Genomic DNA, 18,084 nt, shown 5'->3' with positions numbered 1-18,084 from the left:
CCAGCCTAGGGCTCGGACGGCAGTTGTCAGGCGCAGAGTGTCCGCTTGAGCGCCCACGGGCTGTTCGCGTGGACCAGCGTGAGGGTCGCGCCGCTCTTGTCGACGTACAGCATCACGTCCCCACCGGGCCAGGCGACGCCCTGGCCCTGGAAGCCGTCCGGCTCTCCGCCACCAGTGCCGAACTGGTCCTCCTGCGCGACGTCCCACTTCTCGCCGTTGATCGCCACCGGGTCGATCCAGCAGTGGCTGACGTGCAGCGTGACGATCGGGGTGACGATGGACCCGGCAGCTTCTGGCGACTCTCCGGCCGGCCGATGGCAGCGGACCGCGCCGCCGACGAACCAGACCGGCGCGCCATAGGGATGCCGATGGGTGATCTCGTGCCAGCTCACGATCTCCGAGGGACTGCCCTCCGGCCGGAGCTCGACGATGCTGTGGTGCTTGATGTCCACGACCGCGGAGCGATGCGCGAGCCAATCGCCGAGCAGGTCGGCGAAGCGGACGTAGCCGCTGCTGTCGAACTGGATCGTCGTGCCCTTCGTCCCCGGCGGACAGGTGCCCGGCGCCTTCGTCGACTGCGGCATCGTCGGCCGCGGCCGTGCGTCGGGCCCATCGGAACCGCCGCATGCCGTCAGACCGAGCATCAGCGGAACGACGGCGAGCACGGTGCGGCGCATGCTCGTACGACGCCGCGGCCGGCCGATCGGTTCCGTCAGGCCTGGGAGTGGGTGGCGACCCACTCGACGAGGGGGCAGAGGCGACGCCAGTCCTCACGGACCTGATCGAGGAGGCCGGCCGTGTGGATGACCGGCTCGAAGCCGTAGGCCTTCATGCCCAGGACGGTCTTCATCTGGAGCAGGTCGATGTTGGGGTGGTCCTTGACGAAGCCGCGCGGGGCGGTCTTGAGCCGATCGCCGTGGACCTCGAACCCACCGGTCTCGAGGTCGCGCAGGATCCGGCGCAGCACCTTCGCGGTCTTGTCCGTCGCCATCGCCTCGCGCATGGCGGCGAGCCGCTCGCCACCCATCTCGTAGACGCCGCCACCGACGCGTACGCCGGGAGCCGCGACCTCGACGTACCAACCCGTCGCGGGGGCGCCGGCGGAGACGAACGCGCCCTGGTGGTTCTTGTACGGCGTCTTGTCCTTGGCGAAGCGCACGTCCCTATGTGGACGGAAAACAGCAACCTTTGCGCCCGAACAAAACTCGTCTGACAGTTCCTCGGTGAGCGCGAGCATCGGGGCGCGTACTGACTCGAGGTAGATGTGCTTGTGCTCGTCCCACCATGCCTTGTTGTTGTTCAGCTCCAAGTCGTCGTAGAAGTCGAGCGCAGCAACAGGGAAGCCTTCGAAGGTCACCGTCACCTCCTGAGAGCCAGCACCGTGCAGCGGCTGAGGTCTGGCCACGCAGAGAGAGCGTCGTCGTAGTAGACGCACTCGACGTTTGAGATGTAGCCGTCGGTGTCTGCGAACCAGATGACGGTTCGCGGGATGCCATCGGGCCTGTCGTCCTCGACCAGTTCGGTTGGAAGGATAGAGCGATACGGAGCAGCAGGAACTGTGGACCGGTCGAGGCTCGGCGTAAAGGACGGACAACCGCAGGTGCAGTTCGGCTCCACCTCCCGAATGCCTTCGACCTGAGCACGCAGTTGCTCAACGCCGTCGAACTCAACGGAGACCAGCCGGTGGAGGACGGCAAGCTCGACCTCGGTGAGCGGATGCATGGGACAAGCATTGCATCGGCGTCGTTAGTCGGAGTAGCCATTTCGGCGCCCTGATGCTCACTGTCGACGGGGCTAGGGTTCCTCACATGCGTTGGACGAGGCCAAAGGTGCACGCCACCGGGACCGTCGTGCACAACGACACAGACGAGTTGCTATGCGTGATGGTCGAGCCATGGGGCGAGGACTACTGGGCGCAAAGGCGAACGCTTCACGTTCACAGGGGTCAGTAGCGAGAACACGGTCATCGAGTTGGTGGCATGGGCCGGAGGAGTTTCCGTCTGGCTGGCAGACGCGCATGAAGTTGCGGTGACCAGCAACCTGGCAGGAACCATCGAGTGTGGGTACCAGCGACCGCCGGGCTGGGGCGAGCCAACAGAAGAGAAGACTGCTCCCTCGTGATGACCTCGGCGCCTACGCTTCTGGCGTGACCCTCAAGTTCGATGGCGACTCAACGGTGCAGGCATCGACCTGCCCTGACTGCGGTGCCGGCTACCTGCTGGTGAAGAGCTTCGTGCTTGACGAGGTTGGACCGCATGCCATCGGCATGACCGCGCTGCACCATCACGGCGTCCCCGAGGCTTGGGTGGACGTCATCTTCGGCACTTTCGATGAGGACGAAGAGAATGACCATCGGGTCACCTTTGGTTGCCGGGTGGGACCCGTTGATAGCAGTCCGGAGCCCGCTGCGACTGCTGTCCAAGCAGCTGTGCCGTACGAGAACAGCAAGACCTTCGGGCACAAGTTGAGCCGTGAGGAGGCACTTGTTGAGCCGTGAGGAGGCACTTGCCAACGAGCGTCTGCCGGAGTTCTGGTCGGTGGTGGACTTCCTCCTGGAGCACGAACCCACCATCAACCATCACGTCTACGGTCACCTTGCGCCGTCGCGCCCTGGCCTGAGGCGTTGGCTGCGACGAAGCTCATGATGCGAGGCAACCTCAGCATCGCTTGCAGCGCGCTAGAAGTTGCCGCCGACTACGCGTAGCCCACGCGTGGATGACGCGGGTTTGTTCGGGTCGTCAAAAGTCATACGAGAAGAGAACCAAACGTCGCGGTAGGGCCGGAACACCTTCGCGTCGCCGAACTCCTGCGCCAGCGCGTCGGTCAGCGCCACCATGGGCGCCTTGACGGCCTCGTCGTACGTCGCCTTGTGGGCCTCCCAGAACTCCTTGGTGTTCTCGATCTCGAGGTCGTCGTAGAAGTCCAGGGCGGCGACGGGGAAGCCTTCGAAGGTCACGGGCCCAGCGTAGGACTGAACCGCCATCTCCGAGATCGCCGGGAGTCAGGCGTAGTTGTAGCCCTCGAGCTTGCCCCAGTGCTTCTGCGACTCCAGGAGCCCGTCGTCCATGGACTTCTCGCCCTTGGCGAACACCTTGTCGTGCTGCTTCGCAGGGAAGGCCGGGTGGGCGACCGCGGGAAGGTCGACACCGAAGTGCGCCTGCGCCTCGCGCGGGTCCCAGATCTTGTCGCTTTTCGGCGCGATGCCGAGGATCGCGGGAGCACGGGGCGGGCGTCACCAAGCCCGTCGTCTACCGACAGTTCGGCAATGCCGACGAGGTCGTCCGCGCCCTCCTCGTCCGAGAATCCGGCCGGGTGATGCAGCTCGGGCGCGCGTTCATCCCTGCCCCGGAGGACTACGTCGACCCGCTGTCGGCGACGCAACGAGCGCTGAACCAAGCGCTCGACACGGTCCGGGCCCAGCCGGCCAGCTGGCGTCTGCTGCTCGCGCGCGACGGTTGGCAGGATGGCGAGACCCGCGCGCTGTACGACAACGGTCGACGGTTCGGTGTCAGCCTGCTGGCCCGGCTCGCCGAACTTGCGTTCCGCGACCGTCAGGGCGGCGAGCTCGACCCCGAGCTGACAGCCCACCTGTTCATGGCCGGATTCGAGGAGGGTGTCCGGCTCGTGCTGGACGCGCCCGATCGGTACCCACCGGACCGCGTCGCACGATTCGTCAACGAGCTGGTGCGGACGATCCTGCACGGCTGAAGCGCGCGGTCACGCCTTGCGCATCGCGATGGCTGGCGAGGCAGCCAGCGGTACGGCGATCCGGGTCGGCGTGACGCGCCCGCGGACCGTGAAGGGCTCCCGCTCGACCCAGGCGGCGGCCTCGCCTGCGGCATCCTCGAGCAGGGCGGCGTTGGCCACGCACAGCTCGGGGTGGTCCTTGGCGACGGCGGTCAGCCGGGCGGCCTCGTTCACGGCGTCACCGATGACGGTGTACTCGTAGCGGTCGGCCGAGCCGACGTTGCCGGAGACGACCGGCCCGCCCGAGACGCCGATGCCGGCGCCGATCTCGGGGACCTCGTCGCGCAGCCGGGCGGCCATCACCCGCGCCGCCTTGAGCGCCTGCGCGTTGCGGTCGGCCACCGCGACAGGGGCACCCCAGATGGCGAGCGCGGCATCGCCCTCGAACTTGTTGATCCAGCCGCCGTGGCTGTGCACCACGTCGATGACCACGTCGAAGAAGCGGTTGAGCAGGCCCACGACCTCCTGCGGCTCGAGCTCGGTGGCCATCGTGGTCGAGCCCATCACGTCGACGAAAAGGACAGTGACGTCGCGGACCTCGCCGCCGAGCTTGACGCCGCCGGTCAGCGCCTCGCGGGCGACGTCGGCACCTACGTGGCGGCCGAAGAGGTCGCGCATGCGCTCGCGCTCTTGGAGACCGGCGACCATGTCATTGAAGCCGGCCTGCAGTTCGCCGATCTCGGTGCCGTCGTCGATCGGGACGTGAGTGTCGAGCTTGCCGCGACCGACGCGCACGAAGCCGGCCTGCAGGGCACGGATCGGGTCGGCGGTGGCGCCCGCCGCCAGGAAGGTGGCCAGGCCGCCGACCAGGATGATCACCAGGCCCAGGGCCACCATCGTCGCACCGAGACGGGTCACCGTGACGGTGTCAGCACCGAGCACCATCGCCATCAGGCCCGCCAGCACCAGACCGCTGGCCGCCGCCCCGGTGCCGAGCATCCAGGTCAGGATCGCGCGGATAGAGACGTGGCGGGCACGGCGACGCTCGGGCAGGCCGGTGGCCATAGCCGCGCGGGTCATCGTGCGCAGGCGCCGCTCCACGATGAGGAACGCCAGGGACGCCACGGTGACACCGGTGATGGCGACGATCACCGTCACCAGGGCACCGCGACCCAGGTGGAAGGTCGCGTTGAGCACACCGAACGCGATCGCGGCGACGCCCCACAGGACGGCGTGCAGCCACGCGAACCACTGCGGCGTGCGGAGGAGCGCGGTCTTCTCCGCGTCGGTCGCGGGTCGATGCTCGACCAGCCAGCGGTCGATCCGGCTCTGCCGGCGTACGCCCCACCAGGTGCCGACGACGACCGCGACGGGCACGTAACCGGCGAGCACCAGGAAGTTCAGCCAGCGCACCTTGTCGCTGTCGGGCCCGGGGAGCGGCACGATGAACGCAGCCAGCGCGAAGACGACCGCTGCCCCGACCAGGTTCGTGACGGAGAGCAGGACGGCGATCACCAAGCGGATCGCCCAACGACGAGGAGCACGCGGCATGGGCCGCAGACTACGGCGGATCAGGCCAGCTCGGCGGGGACGCCGCAGAAGTCCGCCTTGCGCGCCAACGCGGCCTCGAGCGCGGACGCATCGGGCAGGGCGCGGCCGAGCCGCTCGGCGAGGCCGGCCCTGGCGTCGGTCTTGGTGAGGTACGCCGATCCCGCGAGGTCGTCGTAGAAGTCCAGGGCAGCGACGGGGAAGCCTTCGGAGGTCACGGGCCCAGGGCAGAGGCGCGATCACGCGCCCACACGACGTCGTCGAGGGCGCGCCGCTCGCGACTCGTGCCGGCGCCCTGGTGGGTGTCGGCGTCGCCCTGCGGGAGGCCGACCGCGGACATGCTGGTGACCTCCCAGTGGTCGGGTACGCCGAACTCCGCGGCGACCCCGTCACGGTCGAAGGCGCGGAACTGGTGGACCGCGAGGCCCAGGGCGTGGGCCTGGAAGGTCAGGTGCGCGACCGCCTGGCCGAGGTCGTAGGACGCGAACTCGGAGTAGTCGAGGTCGGTGCCCTCGACGTACCGCTGCGAGAGGTTGGCGATGAGGACGGCCGCATCCGGTGCCCAGCCGCTCGAGCTCCGGGCGAGGTGCGAGGTCAGCCGCCGGTGCACGGCGTCGCCGCGACGGCCGACGATGAAGGACCACGGCTGCGAGTTGCCAGCGGACGGCGCACGCCGACCCGCATCGAGGAGCAGGTCGACCTCGGCGTCGGCGACCTCGTGGTCGGGCACGAAGCGCATCGGGCTGTAGCGCTCGGACGCGAAGTCGTGGAGGTCGGGCACGTCAGGCGGCAACGCCCGCGTGCACCGGGTGATTCCGGTCAGCGCAGGCGCGTCTGCAGGTCGGCGTACGGGATGGCGCCGCGCGCGAAGCCGAACGTCCCGTCCTCGAGCATCTCGCGGCCTGCGTCGGCAACGAGGGTGAGGACGGCGCGGGTCAGCGTGCCGCCGACGCTGATCCGGGCAACGCCGAGCTCGCACAGCCGGGCCGCGTCGATCACCGGCTCGGTAAGGCCCGCCACCACGTTGAGCGGCGCGTCGATCTCCTCGACCAGCCTGCCGATGACGTCGGGATCGCTGACACCAGGGACGAAGATGCAGTCGGCGCCGGCATCGACGTACCTCCGCGCTCGCGCGACCGTCTCCCTGAACGCGTCGGGGTGCGCGGTCATGTAGGGGTCGGTGCGGGCGTTGAGCACGAGGGTGCCGTACGGCGCCGCCTCGCGCGCGGCCTGCAGCCGCTCGACGGCGTGCTCGACGTCGAACAGGCCGTCCGGCCCGGCGTCCTCGAGGTTGCAGCCGATGACGCCGAGCTCCCGGGCGGACCCGACCGTGGTGGCGACGTCCGACGGGGACGGGCCGTAGCCGGACTCGAGATCGGCCGTGACGCCGCACCCGACGACCTCGACGATCCGGCCGACGGCCTCGAGCATCTCGCCGCGCGCCATGGTGCCGTCGGGCCTGCCGCGGCTGAACGCGATGCCCGCGCTCGTCGTCGCGATCACCGGGAACCCGGCGTCCTCCAGCATCCGCGCGGATCCGCCGTCCCAGGCGTTCGGGAGGACGAACCCGGCGCCGGGCCGATGCAGGTCGAGGAAGGCGCGGACGCGCGCGTCGCTCATGGCAGCCACCCTAGGCTGGAGCACAACCCACCGACCTCGAGGAGATCCCATGGCCAAGCGCTGGAGCGACCTGAGCCCGTCCGTCCGCAAGGCGATCCTGATCGGCGGGGGCCTCGACGGCGCACTCCGGCTGGTCGCGCTGCGCGACCTGTCGCGGCGGGAGCCCGCGCGCGTCAACGGATCCAAGCGGGCCTGGAAGCTGGGTCTGGTGGCGGTCAACTCGGCGGGGGTCCTGCCGGTGGCCTACTTCCTGCGCGGGCGTCGCAGCGCCTGAGCCGTGGGGTAGCATCCATCCCGCGCCGGCGGTCCACGCCGACCGGTGCGTGCGGGCGTAGCTCAGTTGGTAGAGCGCGACCTTCCCAAGGTCGATGTCGCGAGTTCGAGTCTCGTCGCCCGCTCCAGCATCTCGAACAGCTCGGCGGCCGACTCAGATCGGCGCGAGGGTGGGGCGCTTCGGCTCGACGCCGTCGCCCGAGGAACGACCGGTCACGCGGCGCTTGACCCACGGCGCGAGGTGCGTGGTGGCCCAGTCGAGGTCCGCGCGGCGCTGGTCGCGGCGGCTGAGCACGGGGCGCGGCGTCGCGTCCCAGGTCAGGTCGTGCTCGAGACCGAGCGCGTCGAGGACCATCGCGGCGATCGCGGTGTGGCCGATCGCGTTGAGGTGCAGCCGGTCCTCGTCGACGATCCCGGCGTCGGTCCAGCCGCGGGCTCGCCACATGTCGACGACCGTCGCGTCGTGCTTCTCCGCGATCTCGCGGACCCACTCGTTGAAGATCGCGAACCGTCCGCGGACGAGACGGAACGTCGCGCTCGAGCCCGGGTCGGCGATGGTGAACATGACCACGTGGGCGCCGCTGTCGCTCAGCCGGCCGATCGCCTCGTCGTACGACGCCGCGAGGGCGTCGAGGTCGACCTTGGGCCGGAGGACGTCGTTGCCGCCGCCGTGGATGGTGACCAGGTCGGGCTCCAGCGCGAGCGCCGGCTCGATCTGGTCGGCGATGATCGCGGGCAGCTTGCGGCCACGGATCGCGAGGTTGGCGTAGCCGAAACCCGGGTTGCCGAGGGCCAGCGCCTCGGCGACGCGGTCGGCCCAACCGCGCAGGCCGTTGGGGCGGGTGGGGTCGGGGTCGCCGACGCCCTCGGTGAACGAGTCGCCGAGCGCGACGTACCTCTGGAACGACATGCAGGTAGGTTACGACCGTGCTGCTGAGTGACCGCGACATCCTCACCGAGATCGACAACGGACGGATCGTGATGGATCCGTGGGAGCAGTCGATGCTGCAGCCGTCGTCCATCGACGTGCGCCTCGACCGGTTCTTCCGGGTCTTCGACAACCACAAGTACGCCGCGATCGACCCGGCCGCCGACCAGTCCGACCTCACCCGTGAGGTCGACGCCGGCAGCGACCCGTTCATCCTGCACCCGGGCGAGTTCGTGCTCGGGTCGACGTACGAGACCGTCACGCTGCCCGACGACATCGCCGCCCGCGTCGAGGGCAAGTCGTCGCTGGGCCGGCTCGGGCTGCTCACCCACGCGACCGCCGGCTTCGTCGACCCCGGCTTCTCCGGGCACGTCACCCTCGAGCTGGCGAACGTCGCGACGCTGCCGATCAAGCTCTACCCGGGCATGAAGATCGGCCAGTTCTGCTTCTTCAAGCTGACCTCGCCCAGCGACCACCCGTACGGCTCGGAGAAGTACGGCAGCCGCTACCAGGGCCAGCGCGGCCCGACCGCCTCGCGGTCGTTCCAGAACTTCCACCGCACCGAGATCTGAGGGCATCGGGACGGCGATGGGCGAGCTCTTCGGGGGGCGCTACGAGCTCATCGACCCGATCGCCGAGGGCGGGATGGGGTCGGTCTGGCGCGTGCTCGACCGGCGCGACGGGACGGTCAAGGCCGCCAAGCTGCTGCGTCAGCGCGACGCCTCTTCGCTGCTGCGGTTCATCCGCGAGCAGGGGACCCGGATCCACCACCCGCATGTCGTCACGCCACTCGGCTGGGCCGGCGCGGACGACTCGGTGCTGTTCACGATGCCGCTCATGCGCGGGGGCTCAGTGGCCACGCTGCTCGGCGACTTCGGTCCGCTACCCGAGCAGTGGGTCGCCGAGATCGTGGCGCAGACCCTGGCCGGGTTGGATGCCGTCCACCGCGCCGGGGTGGTCCACCGCGACGTGAAGCCGGGCAACCTGCTGCTGGAGCCGACCGGTCCGGGACGGCCGCACGTGCGGCTCTCGGACTTCGGCGTGGCCGTCCCCGTCGACGAGCCGCGGCTGACCCATGCCTCGATGACCTTCGGCACGCCCGGCTACACGCCGCCCGAGCAGGAGGCCGGCGCCGACCCCGAGCCGCGCCACGACCTGTACGCCGTCGGAGTCACCGGCCTGCAGCTGCTGACCGGCACCCGGCCACCCCATGACGCTCACGACCTGCCGGACACCCCGCTCGCCCGAGTGCTGGCCCGCGCCGCCGACCCCGACCCGGACCGGAGGCCAGCGACGGCCGCCGAGCTCGCGGCGGAGATCCGGGCCGTCGTACCGACCGGGGTGTGGAAGCCGGACGAGGTCGAGGTGCTCGACCAGCTCGCGGTCGCCACCGCTCCGCCCGCGGCTGCACCGCCTCCCCCGCCCCCGGCGACCCGGGTCCGGACCCGGGAGAGCACCGTCCCGCGCGGAACCGAGCAGGGCGACCGGCCGTGGTGGCCGATCGCCCTGCTCGTCCTGGTCAGCACCCTGCTCCTGCTGGCCGCGGTGCTGCTGCTGTGAGGGTCAGGCGCGTCGGCGCCTGTTGACCAGGAACGCAGCCGCCGCCAACCCGACCACCCCGAGACCGCCGGCGGCCGATCCGAGCGCGACACGGAGGTGGTCGTGGTCGTGGCCGGAGCCGCCGGTGCCGTCCGCGCTTCCCCGGCTGCTGGGACCGTCCGCCGCGTCCGCGGCGGACGCCGTCCCGCCGGGCTGGCTCTGGCCACCCTTGAGCCCGGTGTCCCCGACGTAGTGCGGAGCGCCCTGACCGGCCGTCCCAAGCGTGGTCACCTCGATGTCGTACGGCGTCACCACCGACTCGTCTCCCGTGCTCGTCTCCTGGCTCACCATCAGGTAGTAGTCACCCGGCAGCGCGGTCGACTCCTGGTTGGTCTCATCGCGGTTGCGGTAGCGCACCGGGGCGGTACCGACGTACGCATAGCGGGTGCCCTGCGAGACCGAGGTCGGCGGGAAGTCGTAGCTGTCGAGCAGGGTGCCGTGCTCGTCCTTGCCCCAGCTGTAGTTCGAGGCGCGCCCGCCCAGCGGCGAGAGCAGCTTCGCCCGAACCACCGGTGCCTGGACGCCGTAGGCGTCGTACGAGGAGCTCGTGACCGGCAGGACCAGACGCACCTGCACCGCCTGCCCCCAGTCGAGGTGGATCCGGTAGAGCTGCGACTCACCCGGGACGATCCCCTCGGTGTGGTAGCCGCCGTCCGCGAGCAGCGGCGCATCGGCCAGCGAGCTGCCGAACACAACCTTGCGCGGCGTACCGGTCGGCCTGGGCGTGGTCTGCCAGGGGAAGTTGGTGGTCCACGGGACCCCCGCAGGCAGGCCGCTGTCGTCCGCGAGCGGCGGCTCCTCGACGACAGTGATCTGCATCGGCACGGAGGCGGCGCCGGAGGACCACTCGTCCTTGCTGATCTCCAGGTCCAGGCCCGCGGAGTCGCTGCAGCGCTGCTCGGCGTCACTGTTCGCCTGCACACCCAGCAGGGTGGCGGAGTCCCCGCCCGTGATCCCGTTGTAGTCGTACCCCTCCCCGCAGTCCTGGCCGTCGTCGCCGACCAGCCGGAGGTCGAGCTTCTGCTGGGTCTTGTTGGGCTGGGCGACGACACCGACCCACAGCGTGGATCCGGGGATCGTCCGGGTGATCCGGTAGTGGCGGGTGTGACCCTCGGCCGGCATCCCGTCTCGCCACACACCGGCCCGGATCGTCGGCTCGCCCGTGGGCGAGGCGGTCCCGCTGACGTCCTGACCACCGACGGCGAAGGGCTGCACCGCCCGGTCGCTGATCCGGCCGAGGCTCTGCGAGAGGTCGCGGGCGTTGTCGGCGTCGTAGTAGGTCCCGTGGCCGTTGGCGGCGATGCACTGCAGCTGCCGGCGCGCCCTGCCGGAGACCGACAGCCCGACGACGTCGATCTGCACGTCGAGACCCTGCGCCGCGATCCCGGTCGCCACCGTGCAGGGGTCCGGCGCGCACGTCGACTCGCCGTCGGAGACCAGCACGATCGAGCGCTTGCCCTCCGACCCGAGGTCGGCGGCCGCTGCCTTGAGCGCGGCGGGGATCGGCGTCTCGCCGTACGGCTTGTACTTCGCGACCGCGGCCCGCAGGCCGTCGCGGTTGCCGGTGCCCGGAGGGACGACGAGCTGGGTGTCCTGGCAGGCGCCCGCCTGCTTGCGGCTGAACACCGTCGCTCCGAAGACCCGGAGGCCGACGTCGGCGTCGGCGGGCAGGGCCGCGATGACGTCCTCCAGTGCGTGCCGGGCTGCCTCGATCTTGGTCTGCCCGCCGCCGGCGGGGTCCTTCATCGAGCCGGAGGAGTCGAGCAGGAGCAGCATCCGGCCGTAGTCGGTCGACACCTGGCCGCCCTGCGGACCGCCCTGCGGGCCGTCCGCGCCGGCCGGGCCGGCGAGGAACAGGCCGCCGGCGGCGGTCGGTGCGATGCTGATGAGTCCTGCGAGGAGTGTGGTCCGGCGGAGCTTGAACATGGTCTTCCCTTCGTCCCGAGGCGGTTCGACCTCTGTTCCTGCCCCGTCCCAGCCGTATACAAACGTATATCTTGCATATCCGTGCGTAGGATTGTCGGGTGGCCGTCGAGGAAAACATCGAACACCAGCGAGCACTGTACGGCGAGCCGCTCGGCGACCTCATCCGCCGATTGAGCACCTCCCTGGGCCGCAGCCAGGCGGCGCTGGCACAGGTACTGGGCATGAGCCCCGCGATGCTGTCGCACCTCGCCACCGGTCAGCGGGTGAAGATCGCCAACCCGGTCGCACTCCACCGGCTGCGCGCCCTGATCGAGCTCGAGCCCGTCGCCGTCGATCTCAGCAGCGGCGAGCTCGACGCTCGGCTCGCGGCGATCGCCGGGCTCTCCGCGGACCTCACGACGTCCGGTCCACCGACGGCATCGGCCGACGGCCCGAGCATCCTCCGCGAGGCGCTGACCGCCGTCGCCTCACGCACCGAGCTGACCGCGGCCGCCAACACCTTGCGCGCCATCGCTCCCGGCCTGGCCGAGCTCATCCGGGTCTACGGGACCGGCGAGCCACTCGAGCAGACCCGGCACTACGCAGCTATCCGACGCCTCCGACCGGAGCGGTAGCCGCTGCCGTCACCGCGCCCCGGCCCGGAAGACCGCGGGCGTCTCCCCGGTCCGCAACCGGAACCAGGCCCCGAAGTTCGACGCGTCGTCGAAGCCGATCGCCTCCCCCACGCGCGCGATCGCCAGGTCGGTGTGGGCGAGCAGCCGGCGTGCCTCCAGCAGCACGCGCTCGTCGATCAGCTGCTTCGGCGTCGCGCCGGTTGCCGCCCGCGTCGCGCGGGTCAGGGTGCGCGGTGACCAGCCGAGGCGTGCGGCGTACCACGCCACCTCGTGGTGGCGGGCGTGCTCGGCGTCGAGGAGGTCCCGGAACGCCCGCCACGCGTCACCGCTGGTCCCGGCCGGTCGGTGGCGGGCACGTGCCGTGAGGGTGAGCAGCAGCGCCGAGAGCAGGTGGGTGAGGGCCGGTCCGCGCAGCTCACGCGGCATGCCGTCGGCGTCGGCGAGCTTGGCGACCTGCTCGATGAGGTCCGGCACGTGCGCGGCGTCCGCGTCCCGCGGTGACCACCAGCACGGGCCGTCCGCCGACTCGGCCTCGGTGAGCCTGGCGGTGACCGGGTCCAGCAGCGCGGGCGGGAAGATCAGCACCCGCCCGTCGTACGCCGTGACGTCGCCCCACCGCTGCACCTGGCCGGGCCTCACCCACAGCACACAGCCGGGGCGCAGGTCGTGGTCGACGAAGTCGAGCATGTGGGTGCCGCGGCCGCTCGTCGGCGCGAGGAGGAAGTGGAACTCCGGCCGTTGCACGTGGACGAACTCGGCCTTGCCCGCTCGCTCGAGCATCCCGCCCACGGTGGTCGCCTCGACCTCGCCCGCCTTGCCCTCGGCAGGAAGGTAGGAGACGGGAGCGATCGCCGGTTGTCGCATATTCACCATCGTATGTCGTCCAGCGACCGTGAATTCCTCGCACTGCGCCTGGAGGATGGAGGCATCACCCCGAGACCCGGGGATCACGAACGAAGGGATTCACCATGAGCAGCATCGCGATCATCGGCGGCACCGGCTACGCGGGCGGCCACATCGCCCGTACGGCGGCGGCCCGCGGCCACGACGTCACCATCGTCTCCCGCTCGGCCTCCGAGGGCACCGTCCAGGGCTCGATCGCTGACACCGCCTTCCTCAAGGGCCTCGCGGCCGAGCACGACCAGGTGGTCGTCGCGACGCAGCCCGACGGCCTGATCGAGGCGCTCCCGGGCCTGCTCGAGGCCGCTCGCTCCGGCAACGCCCGGCTCAGCTTCGTCGGCGGCGCCGGCTCGCTCGACGTGGCGCCCGGTGGCCCCCAGCTGATCGACACCCCGGAGTTCCCCGCGGAGTACAAGGACGTCGCCCGCGCCCACAGCGACGTGCTCGACGCGCTGCGCGCCGACGACCGCGGCGCCGACTGGTTCTACCTCTCCCCCGCAGCCGTCTTCGGCGCGTGGGCCGAGGGTGAGGCCAAGGGCGCCTACCGGACCTCCGACGACGTGCTCCTCACCGACGCGGCGGGCGAGTCCTTCATCGGCGGCGCCGACTTCGCCGCGGCGTACGTCGACGAGATCGAGAACCGCCAGCACGTCAACCAGCGTTTCCACGTCGCCTACTGAGCGTTGGTTGCCGGTGTCGGTGGCGGGTGCTTGGGTCGTGACATGACCACCATCAACAAGATCGCCGTCGCCATGTTCACCGTCACCGGCCAGGACGCCGCCGTCGCCTTCTACACCGACAAGCTCGGCTGGGAGGTCGCCACCGACGTCACCTGGGGCGAGGGTGCCGACGCCGGCCGCTGGGTCGAGGTCGCCCCGCCCGGCTCCGACGCCCACCTCGCGCTCAACCCGCCCATGCAGGGCGAGCCCGGCGGCGGCTCGATCGGTGTCGAGACCACCGATCTCGCCGCGGCCAAGGAGCAGATGCAGGCCGCCGGCCTGGAGATCCTCAACGAGATGCCCGGCGGCGGGCCCGTGCCCGCCATGTTCGCGATCAACGACCCCGACGGGAACTGGATCTGGGTCGTCCAGTCGGCCTGACGGTCAGCGCACCGGGATCGTGACGTAGGACGGGTGCGTCGCACCGCTGTAGATCGTCAACGGACCGAGCTGCCCGAGCAGGTCGCCCACCGGTGCGAGCAGGTGGGGTACGTCGAAGCCCTGGATCGCGATCCGCAGGCGGTGGCCCGGCTCGATCACGGCGCCGGTCGGGAACACCTCGACGTCGACCGGCGCGACCACGCCCGGCTTCAACGCCACCTTGGTGCTCTTCAGGAACGGGTGGAACGGCTGGATGATCTTGCCGTCCAGGTACTTCGACCGGCTGCGGTCGAGCTTGCGCTGCGAGACGACCTGCCAGCCGCCGGTGAGCCGGCTGACCGTCCCGTCGGGCGCGACGTCCTCGACCGTCACCGACAGCAGGCCGTCGCCGGTGCTCGTGGAGACGTTGAGGTGGGCGTTGATCTGGCCCTGGAGCCGCAGCGCCGTCTTGCGCGGTGCGGACTGGAAGACCAGGCCGGTCTTGTCGTTGAGCTGGTTGTCGGTGAAGCACGGCAGGCTCGCGAGCAGCGCGTTCGGCACTCCGGCGGTCCACTGGTTGGCCGAGCGCGTGCACAGACCACTGACGGGCAGCGGCTGCATGATCGACGTGCCGGCGGCCGGCGTACCGGTGGTCAGGTGGCCGTTGTCGGCGCCCATGGCGGCAGTGCCGCTGAGGTTGAAGCTCTTGGCGGTGAGGTCGCCGGCGATCCACTTGGCCTTCCTCACCCAGCGGCCGCTGCCCTGCTCGTAGTAGGTCACCGGCGCGATCTTGTCGAGCTGGGTGTTCTTGCCCTTGAGGTAGTGGTCGAACCAGCGCAGCTGCAGCGCGCTGAGCGAGCCGTAGCCCGCGTCACCGACGAGGGCGCCGGACGAACCCTGCAGGTGGTCCCACGGACCGAAGATCATCTTCACCGGAACGCCGTTGCGCTGCAGCGCCTCGAAGTCCATCGGCTCACCGCGCTGGAAGAGGTCGTACTCGCCGCCGATGATGAAGGTCGGGACCTTCACCTTGTCGATGTCCGTGATCGGTGAGCGCTGGCGGTAGAACGGGCCGTCGTACGCCGGGTAGCCCCCGAGCAGTGCCTGCAGCGCGAGCGGCAGGGTGAAGTCCGTGCCACCGAGGATGTGGTCGAGGCCCATCTGGAGGGCGGAGGTCGGGTCGACGGCGCCGTACGCCGGAGGAATGGCGCCCGTGGCCGTGACCAGGCCCAGCCAGAGCGGGATGAAGCCGACGTCGATCTGGCCGCCCGACGCGACGACGTCGCGGTAGACGTCGGCCGCGGGGACCTGCGGGAAGATCGCCTTGAGCCCGGGAGGCTGGTGCTCGGCCGCGAACAGCTGGCTGATGCCCATGTAGCTCGGACCGGTCATGCCGGACGTGCCGTTGCTCCACGCCTGGCGGTGTGCCCACGCCACGACCTCGCCGGCGTCCTTGTCCTCGCGGGTGCAGAACGCGCACCACTGCCCCGGCGAGGAGCCGGTGCCCCGCGCGTCGACGGTCAGCTGCGCGTAGCCGCGCTCGACGAGGTAGGTCGCGCCGCCGCCCGCCAGGGCGCTGCCCGCCGTCGCGGTCTTGTTGTACGCCGTGATGGTGATGAGCACCGGCAGCTTCTGCTTGACGGCCACACCGTCGGCGGTGGCCGGGAGCGTCAGGTCGCCGCGGAGGACGGTCCCGTCGCTCATCGGGATCTTGAGGTCCTTGCGCGTCACCGTCTTGGAGTACTGCGCCGGGCGGGGCGTGTAGCCCGTCGCCTTCGCCGCCAGCGGTGCCGCGTGCGCGGACGTCGGCGTGGCGATCGCCAGCACGGAAGTGGTCAGTGCCGCTGCGAGCAGCGGGCGCAGGTGGCGCATGTGGTCTCCCTCGGTGTTCCCTCAGAGGGTAGAACGAGTTATCCCGCGGAACGCAACGCTCGCCGTCAGCGCGGGGCCACGGCCACGTTCACCGCGTAGATCTCACCGGTCGCATCGATCCACAGCTCGATCGCGTAAGCGTCGCGGCAATCGCGCGGCTCGGGCTGGTCGAGGCGCACCAGGTCCTGATCGGCCGAGCTCCTCAGCTCGGCAGGCAGGTCGGCGAACGGGTGCGTGCAGTACGTCGCCCTGGTGTCGGTCTGCACGACGGACTCGGGCGCCTCCTGCAACACCGCCAGCGGGTCCGGGATCAAGCAGCTCGCCGTGGTGATGACGAGGCCGGAGCACGGGTGCTGCCAGGAGCTCCGATCAGCTGCCTCCTTCCGGCTGACCACACGGACGCTCTGGTCGTATGCCAGCTGCTCCACCTTCGGCGCGAAGTCTGGCGCCGATCCTTGGCCCCTCACCCATGCGACGAACCGGGTCGCAGCAGCGGCTCGGCGTGCGTCGGCCTGGGCTCCGGACTGCTCGTCGGCGACGCCCGCAGAGGTCGCCGCACGGACCAGGTCCACCTGCGCGATGCGGTTCTGTGCGTCGAGGGTCACCGTGATCAGCGGAGGCGTCGGGCAGTCGTCGGACATCTGGTCGGGCGTGCGCCGCCAGATCGCATAGGTCTTGGCCGGCGCGTCGGCCAGCTCGGTGAACCCGTCGCACAACGGAAGATCGGCGGCGGCTTCGGACGCCGGCCAGATCGAGATGTACGGGGACGTGTACCTGACATGAGGACTCGGCCCCGACCAGGTCCTCGTGGCCATCTCCGCCAACGCGCCGAGCGGCGAGTGGCATCCACCCGACGCGCACACCTGCCACGCCTCACTCCGGCGAAGGTCTGCACCGGCGACCGTGTGCCCCGCCCCGTCGACCCTGACGAGCACGTTCGGAGCGAACGCCGGCGCCGGGTCGTCGTAAGTTGCGAAGCGCAGGAGCTGCCACACGGCGGCCGTCTGGGTCCCGGCGCAGAGGCTGCGCCCGAGCGGCGGCGGTCCGTCGGTGGGCATCTCGGGCCAGGCCAGGCTGAGGAAAACGGTGCGACCCTTCGTGATCGCCGCACCCACCGAGGGCCGGGTCATCACCACGGTGCCGTCGGGCGCGCAGGTCGTGTTGTCGCGCCTGCTCACCACCGTGAGACCGCGGTCCTCGAGGATCCGGCGAGCCTCGGTGGCCGGCATGCCGATGACGGCCGGCATCTGGTCAGGCCCGATCGGATGCGCGGACTCGACCGGGGTCGGCAGCGCTGGGTCGACCGATCGTTCGTTGCGGTCGACGAGCAGGGTCACGGATGACACGACGATCGCGACGGCGGCGGCCGCCGCGAGGACGGCGGGCCAGCGACGGTGCGTCGGCGCGGGCAGGCCCGTGAGGGTGAGGGGCGAGCCGGGGTCGACGTCGATCGTGGCAGCGGCCTTCGCGAGGAGGTCGCGGGCGGCGTCCTCGGGGAGGTCAGGGGTCTCAGTGGGCATCGGGGCTCCCGACGAGGAGGGCGAGCGCCGCAAGGGCGCGACTGGTGCGGGACTTGACGGTCCCGGGCGCGACGCCGAGCGCGTCGGCGGTGTCACGTTCGGACAGGTCGGCGTAGAAGCGCAGCACGAGGACCTCACGGTCGACGGGACGCAGCTCGGCGAGCGCGCGCCGTACGGCGATCCCGTCGGTCCAGTCCGGGTCACCGGCCCTGCTCTCGGGGAGGCTGTGGCTCGGCAGCTCGCCGTTCCAGCGGCGGGCTCGTGCGTCGGCGAGCGTGTTCACCAGGACCCGGTGGACGTAGGCGTCGGGGCTGTCGGCACGCGCAACCCGCCGCCACGACCGGTAGCACTTGAGCAGTGCGCTCTGGACGACGTCCTCGGCGTCGGCGCGGGGGCAGCCCAGCAGCACGGCCGTCCGCACGAGCCGGGCGCGCCGCGCGGCGACGTACGAGGAGAACTCCACACCCCACCTTGACCGGCTGGGAGCCACTTTGGTTCCGAGTTGGGGAGGTGAGCGG

Annotated in this window: 22 protein-coding genes and 1 tRNA gene; 9 read left to right on the top strand and 14 right to left on the bottom strand. The window is 70.7% G+C overall.

What is annotated here, in order from left to right:
* Positions 1 to 26: 26 nt before the first annotated feature.
* Genes ACYVJ3_RS03890 through ACYVJ3_RS03880 form a run of 3 tightly spaced genes read right to left on the bottom strand, consistent with a single transcriptional unit; the run spans position 27 to position 1,722 of the window.
* A complete protein-coding gene (locus tag ACYVJ3_RS03890; protein WP_460851195.1) occupies positions 27 to 677 on the bottom strand; it encodes a hypothetical protein in 651 nt (216 codons plus the stop codon).
* 35 nt (positions 678 to 712) lie between these two features.
* Entirely contained in the window at positions 713 to 1,357 is a 645-nt protein-coding gene (locus ACYVJ3_RS03885) for a DUF2461 domain-containing protein (RefSeq protein WP_460851194.1), read from the bottom strand.
* A gap of 2 nt (positions 1,358 to 1,359) precedes the next feature.
* Positions 1,360 to 1,722, bottom strand: a complete 363-nt coding sequence (locus ACYVJ3_RS03880) for a hypothetical protein (RefSeq protein ID WP_460851193.1) — start codon at positions 1,720 to 1,722, stop codon at positions 1,360 to 1,362.
* A gap of 424 nt (positions 1,723 to 2,146) precedes the next feature.
* Here ACYVJ3_RS03880 and ACYVJ3_RS03875 point away from each other — a divergent pair, with 424 nt between their 5' ends.
* Positions 2,147 to 2,497 (top strand): hypothetical protein, encoded by a 351-nt coding sequence (locus ACYVJ3_RS03875; RefSeq protein ID WP_460851192.1) that lies wholly within the window; start codon positions 2,147 to 2,149, stop codon positions 2,495 to 2,497.
* A 180-nt stretch (positions 2,498 to 2,677) separates the two neighbouring features.
* On the opposite strand, the gene ACYVJ3_RS03870 is transcribed toward ACYVJ3_RS03875, so the two are convergent.
* Positions 2,678 to 2,956 carry a DUF2461 family protein gene (locus ACYVJ3_RS03870; protein WP_460851191.1) on the bottom strand — a complete coding sequence of 93 codons (279 nt, stop codon included), beginning with the start codon at positions 2,954 to 2,956 and terminating at the stop codon, positions 2,678 to 2,680.
* 359 nt (positions 2,957 to 3,315) lie between these two features.
* On the opposite strand from ACYVJ3_RS03870, the gene ACYVJ3_RS03865 reads away from it, so the two are divergent.
* Positions 3,316 to 3,708: a hypothetical protein gene (locus ACYVJ3_RS03865; protein WP_460851190.1), complete on the top strand. Its 393-nt coding sequence runs from the start codon at positions 3,316 to 3,318 to the stop codon at positions 3,706 to 3,708.
* 9 nt (positions 3,709 to 3,717) lie between these two features.
* Here ACYVJ3_RS03865 and ACYVJ3_RS03860 read toward each other — a convergent pair whose 3' ends face one another.
* From ACYVJ3_RS03860 to ACYVJ3_RS03845, 4 genes are read right to left on the bottom strand one after another with little or no spacing between them, the layout of a single operon-like run.
* Complete coding sequence (locus ACYVJ3_RS03860; RefSeq protein WP_460851189.1) at positions 3,718 to 5,238, bottom strand: adenylate/guanylate cyclase domain-containing protein; 1,521 nt, start codon at positions 5,236 to 5,238, stop codon at positions 3,718 to 3,720.
* A 20-nt stretch (positions 5,239 to 5,258) separates the two neighbouring features.
* Positions 5,259 to 5,453: a hypothetical protein gene (locus ACYVJ3_RS03855; RefSeq protein WP_460851188.1), complete on the bottom strand. Its 195-nt coding sequence runs from the start codon at positions 5,451 to 5,453 to the stop codon at positions 5,259 to 5,261.
* Positions 5,450 to 6,016: a nitroreductase family protein gene (locus tag ACYVJ3_RS03850; RefSeq protein ID WP_460851187.1), complete on the bottom strand. Its 567-nt coding sequence runs from the start codon at positions 6,014 to 6,016 to the stop codon at positions 5,450 to 5,452. Before ACYVJ3_RS03850 ends, ACYVJ3_RS03855 begins: the two co-directional genes overlap by 4 nt.
* Positions 6,017 to 6,054: 38 nt before the next feature.
* Positions 6,055 to 6,855: an isocitrate lyase/PEP mutase family protein gene (locus ACYVJ3_RS03845; RefSeq protein ID WP_460851186.1), complete on the bottom strand. Its 801-nt coding sequence runs from the start codon at positions 6,853 to 6,855 to the stop codon at positions 6,055 to 6,057.
* 49 nt (positions 6,856 to 6,904) lie between these two features.
* Between ACYVJ3_RS03845 and ACYVJ3_RS03840 the strand changes: the two genes are divergently transcribed.
* Both ACYVJ3_RS03840 and ACYVJ3_RS03835 read left to right on the top strand, forming a co-directional pair.
* On the top strand, positions 6,905 to 7,129 hold the full coding sequence (locus ACYVJ3_RS03840; protein ID WP_460851185.1) for a hypothetical protein: 225 nt from the start codon (positions 6,905 to 6,907) through the stop codon (positions 7,127 to 7,129).
* Positions 7,130 to 7,180: 51 nt separating this feature from the next.
* Positions 7,181 to 7,256: transfer RNA gene (locus ACYVJ3_RS03835), tRNA-Gly, on the top strand.
* 26 nt (positions 7,257 to 7,282) lie between these two features.
* On the opposite strand, the gene ACYVJ3_RS03830 is transcribed toward ACYVJ3_RS03835, so the two are convergent.
* A complete protein-coding gene (locus tag ACYVJ3_RS03830) occupies positions 7,283 to 8,038 on the bottom strand; it encodes an SGNH/GDSL hydrolase family protein (RefSeq protein ID WP_460851184.1) in 756 nt (251 codons plus the stop codon).
* A gap of 17 nt (positions 8,039 to 8,055) precedes the next feature.
* Here ACYVJ3_RS03830 and dcd point away from each other — a divergent pair, with 17 nt between their 5' ends.
* Both dcd and ACYVJ3_RS03820 read left to right on the top strand, forming a co-directional pair.
* Positions 8,056 to 8,628 (top strand): dCTP deaminase, encoded by a 573-nt coding sequence (gene dcd / locus ACYVJ3_RS03825; RefSeq protein ID WP_460851183.1) that lies wholly within the window; start codon positions 8,056 to 8,058, stop codon positions 8,626 to 8,628.
* A gap of 16 nt (positions 8,629 to 8,644) precedes the next feature.
* Positions 8,645 to 9,616 carry a serine/threonine-protein kinase gene (locus tag ACYVJ3_RS03820; RefSeq protein WP_460851182.1) on the top strand — a complete coding sequence of 324 codons (972 nt, stop codon included), beginning with the start codon at positions 8,645 to 8,647 and terminating at the stop codon, positions 9,614 to 9,616.
* A gap of 3 nt (positions 9,617 to 9,619) precedes the next feature.
* Here ACYVJ3_RS03820 and ACYVJ3_RS03815 read toward each other — a convergent pair whose 3' ends face one another.
* Entirely contained in the window at positions 9,620 to 11,581 is a 1,962-nt protein-coding gene (locus ACYVJ3_RS03815; RefSeq protein WP_460851181.1) for a vWA domain-containing protein, read from the bottom strand.
* 98 nt (positions 11,582 to 11,679) lie between these two features.
* On the opposite strand from ACYVJ3_RS03815, the gene ACYVJ3_RS03810 reads away from it, so the two are divergent.
* Positions 11,680 to 12,195, top strand: coding sequence for a helix-turn-helix domain-containing protein (locus ACYVJ3_RS03810; RefSeq protein ID WP_460851180.1), 516 nt, complete (start codon positions 11,680 to 11,682; stop codon positions 12,193 to 12,195).
* A 9-nt stretch (positions 12,196 to 12,204) separates the two neighbouring features.
* On the opposite strand, the gene ACYVJ3_RS03805 is transcribed toward ACYVJ3_RS03810, so the two are convergent.
* Positions 12,205 to 13,059, bottom strand: coding sequence for a helix-turn-helix domain-containing protein (locus ACYVJ3_RS03805; RefSeq protein ID WP_460851179.1), 855 nt, complete (start codon positions 13,057 to 13,059; stop codon positions 12,205 to 12,207).
* Between the two features lie 104 nt (positions 13,060 to 13,163).
* Here ACYVJ3_RS03805 and ACYVJ3_RS03800 point away from each other — a divergent pair, with 104 nt between their 5' ends.
* A complete protein-coding gene (locus tag ACYVJ3_RS03800) occupies positions 13,164 to 13,775 on the top strand; it encodes an NAD(P)-dependent oxidoreductase (protein WP_460851178.1) in 612 nt (203 codons plus the stop codon).
* A gap of 42 nt (positions 13,776 to 13,817) precedes the next feature.
* Positions 13,818 to 14,195 carry a VOC family protein gene (locus ACYVJ3_RS03795; RefSeq protein WP_460851177.1) on the top strand — a complete coding sequence of 126 codons (378 nt, stop codon included), beginning with the start codon at positions 13,818 to 13,820 and terminating at the stop codon, positions 14,193 to 14,195.
* 3 nt (positions 14,196 to 14,198) lie between these two features.
* Here ACYVJ3_RS03795 and ACYVJ3_RS03790 read toward each other — a convergent pair whose 3' ends face one another.
* From ACYVJ3_RS03790 to ACYVJ3_RS03780, 3 genes are all read right to left on the bottom strand, one after another.
* Positions 14,199 to 16,046, bottom strand: coding sequence for a CocE/NonD family hydrolase (locus ACYVJ3_RS03790; protein ID WP_460851176.1), 1,848 nt, complete (start codon positions 16,044 to 16,046; stop codon positions 14,199 to 14,201).
* A 65-nt stretch (positions 16,047 to 16,111) separates the two neighbouring features.
* The gene (locus tag ACYVJ3_RS03785; RefSeq protein WP_460851175.1) at positions 16,112 to 17,566 is read right to left on the bottom strand and encodes a PASTA domain-containing protein; all 1,455 of its coding nucleotides are present in this window, start codon (positions 17,564 to 17,566) and stop codon (positions 16,112 to 16,114) included.
* Entirely contained in the window at positions 17,556 to 18,029 is a 474-nt protein-coding gene (locus tag ACYVJ3_RS03780) for a SigE family RNA polymerase sigma factor (RefSeq protein ID WP_460851174.1), read from the bottom strand. Before ACYVJ3_RS03780 ends, ACYVJ3_RS03785 begins: the two co-directional genes overlap by 11 nt.
* Positions 18,030 to 18,084: the final 55 nt, after the last annotated feature.

It is taken from the genome of Nocardioides montaniterrae (genome assembly GCF_054782655.1).
The sequence above is the reverse complement of the archived record's forward strand: the minus strand, read 5'-3'. Positions and strand labels throughout refer to the sequence as shown.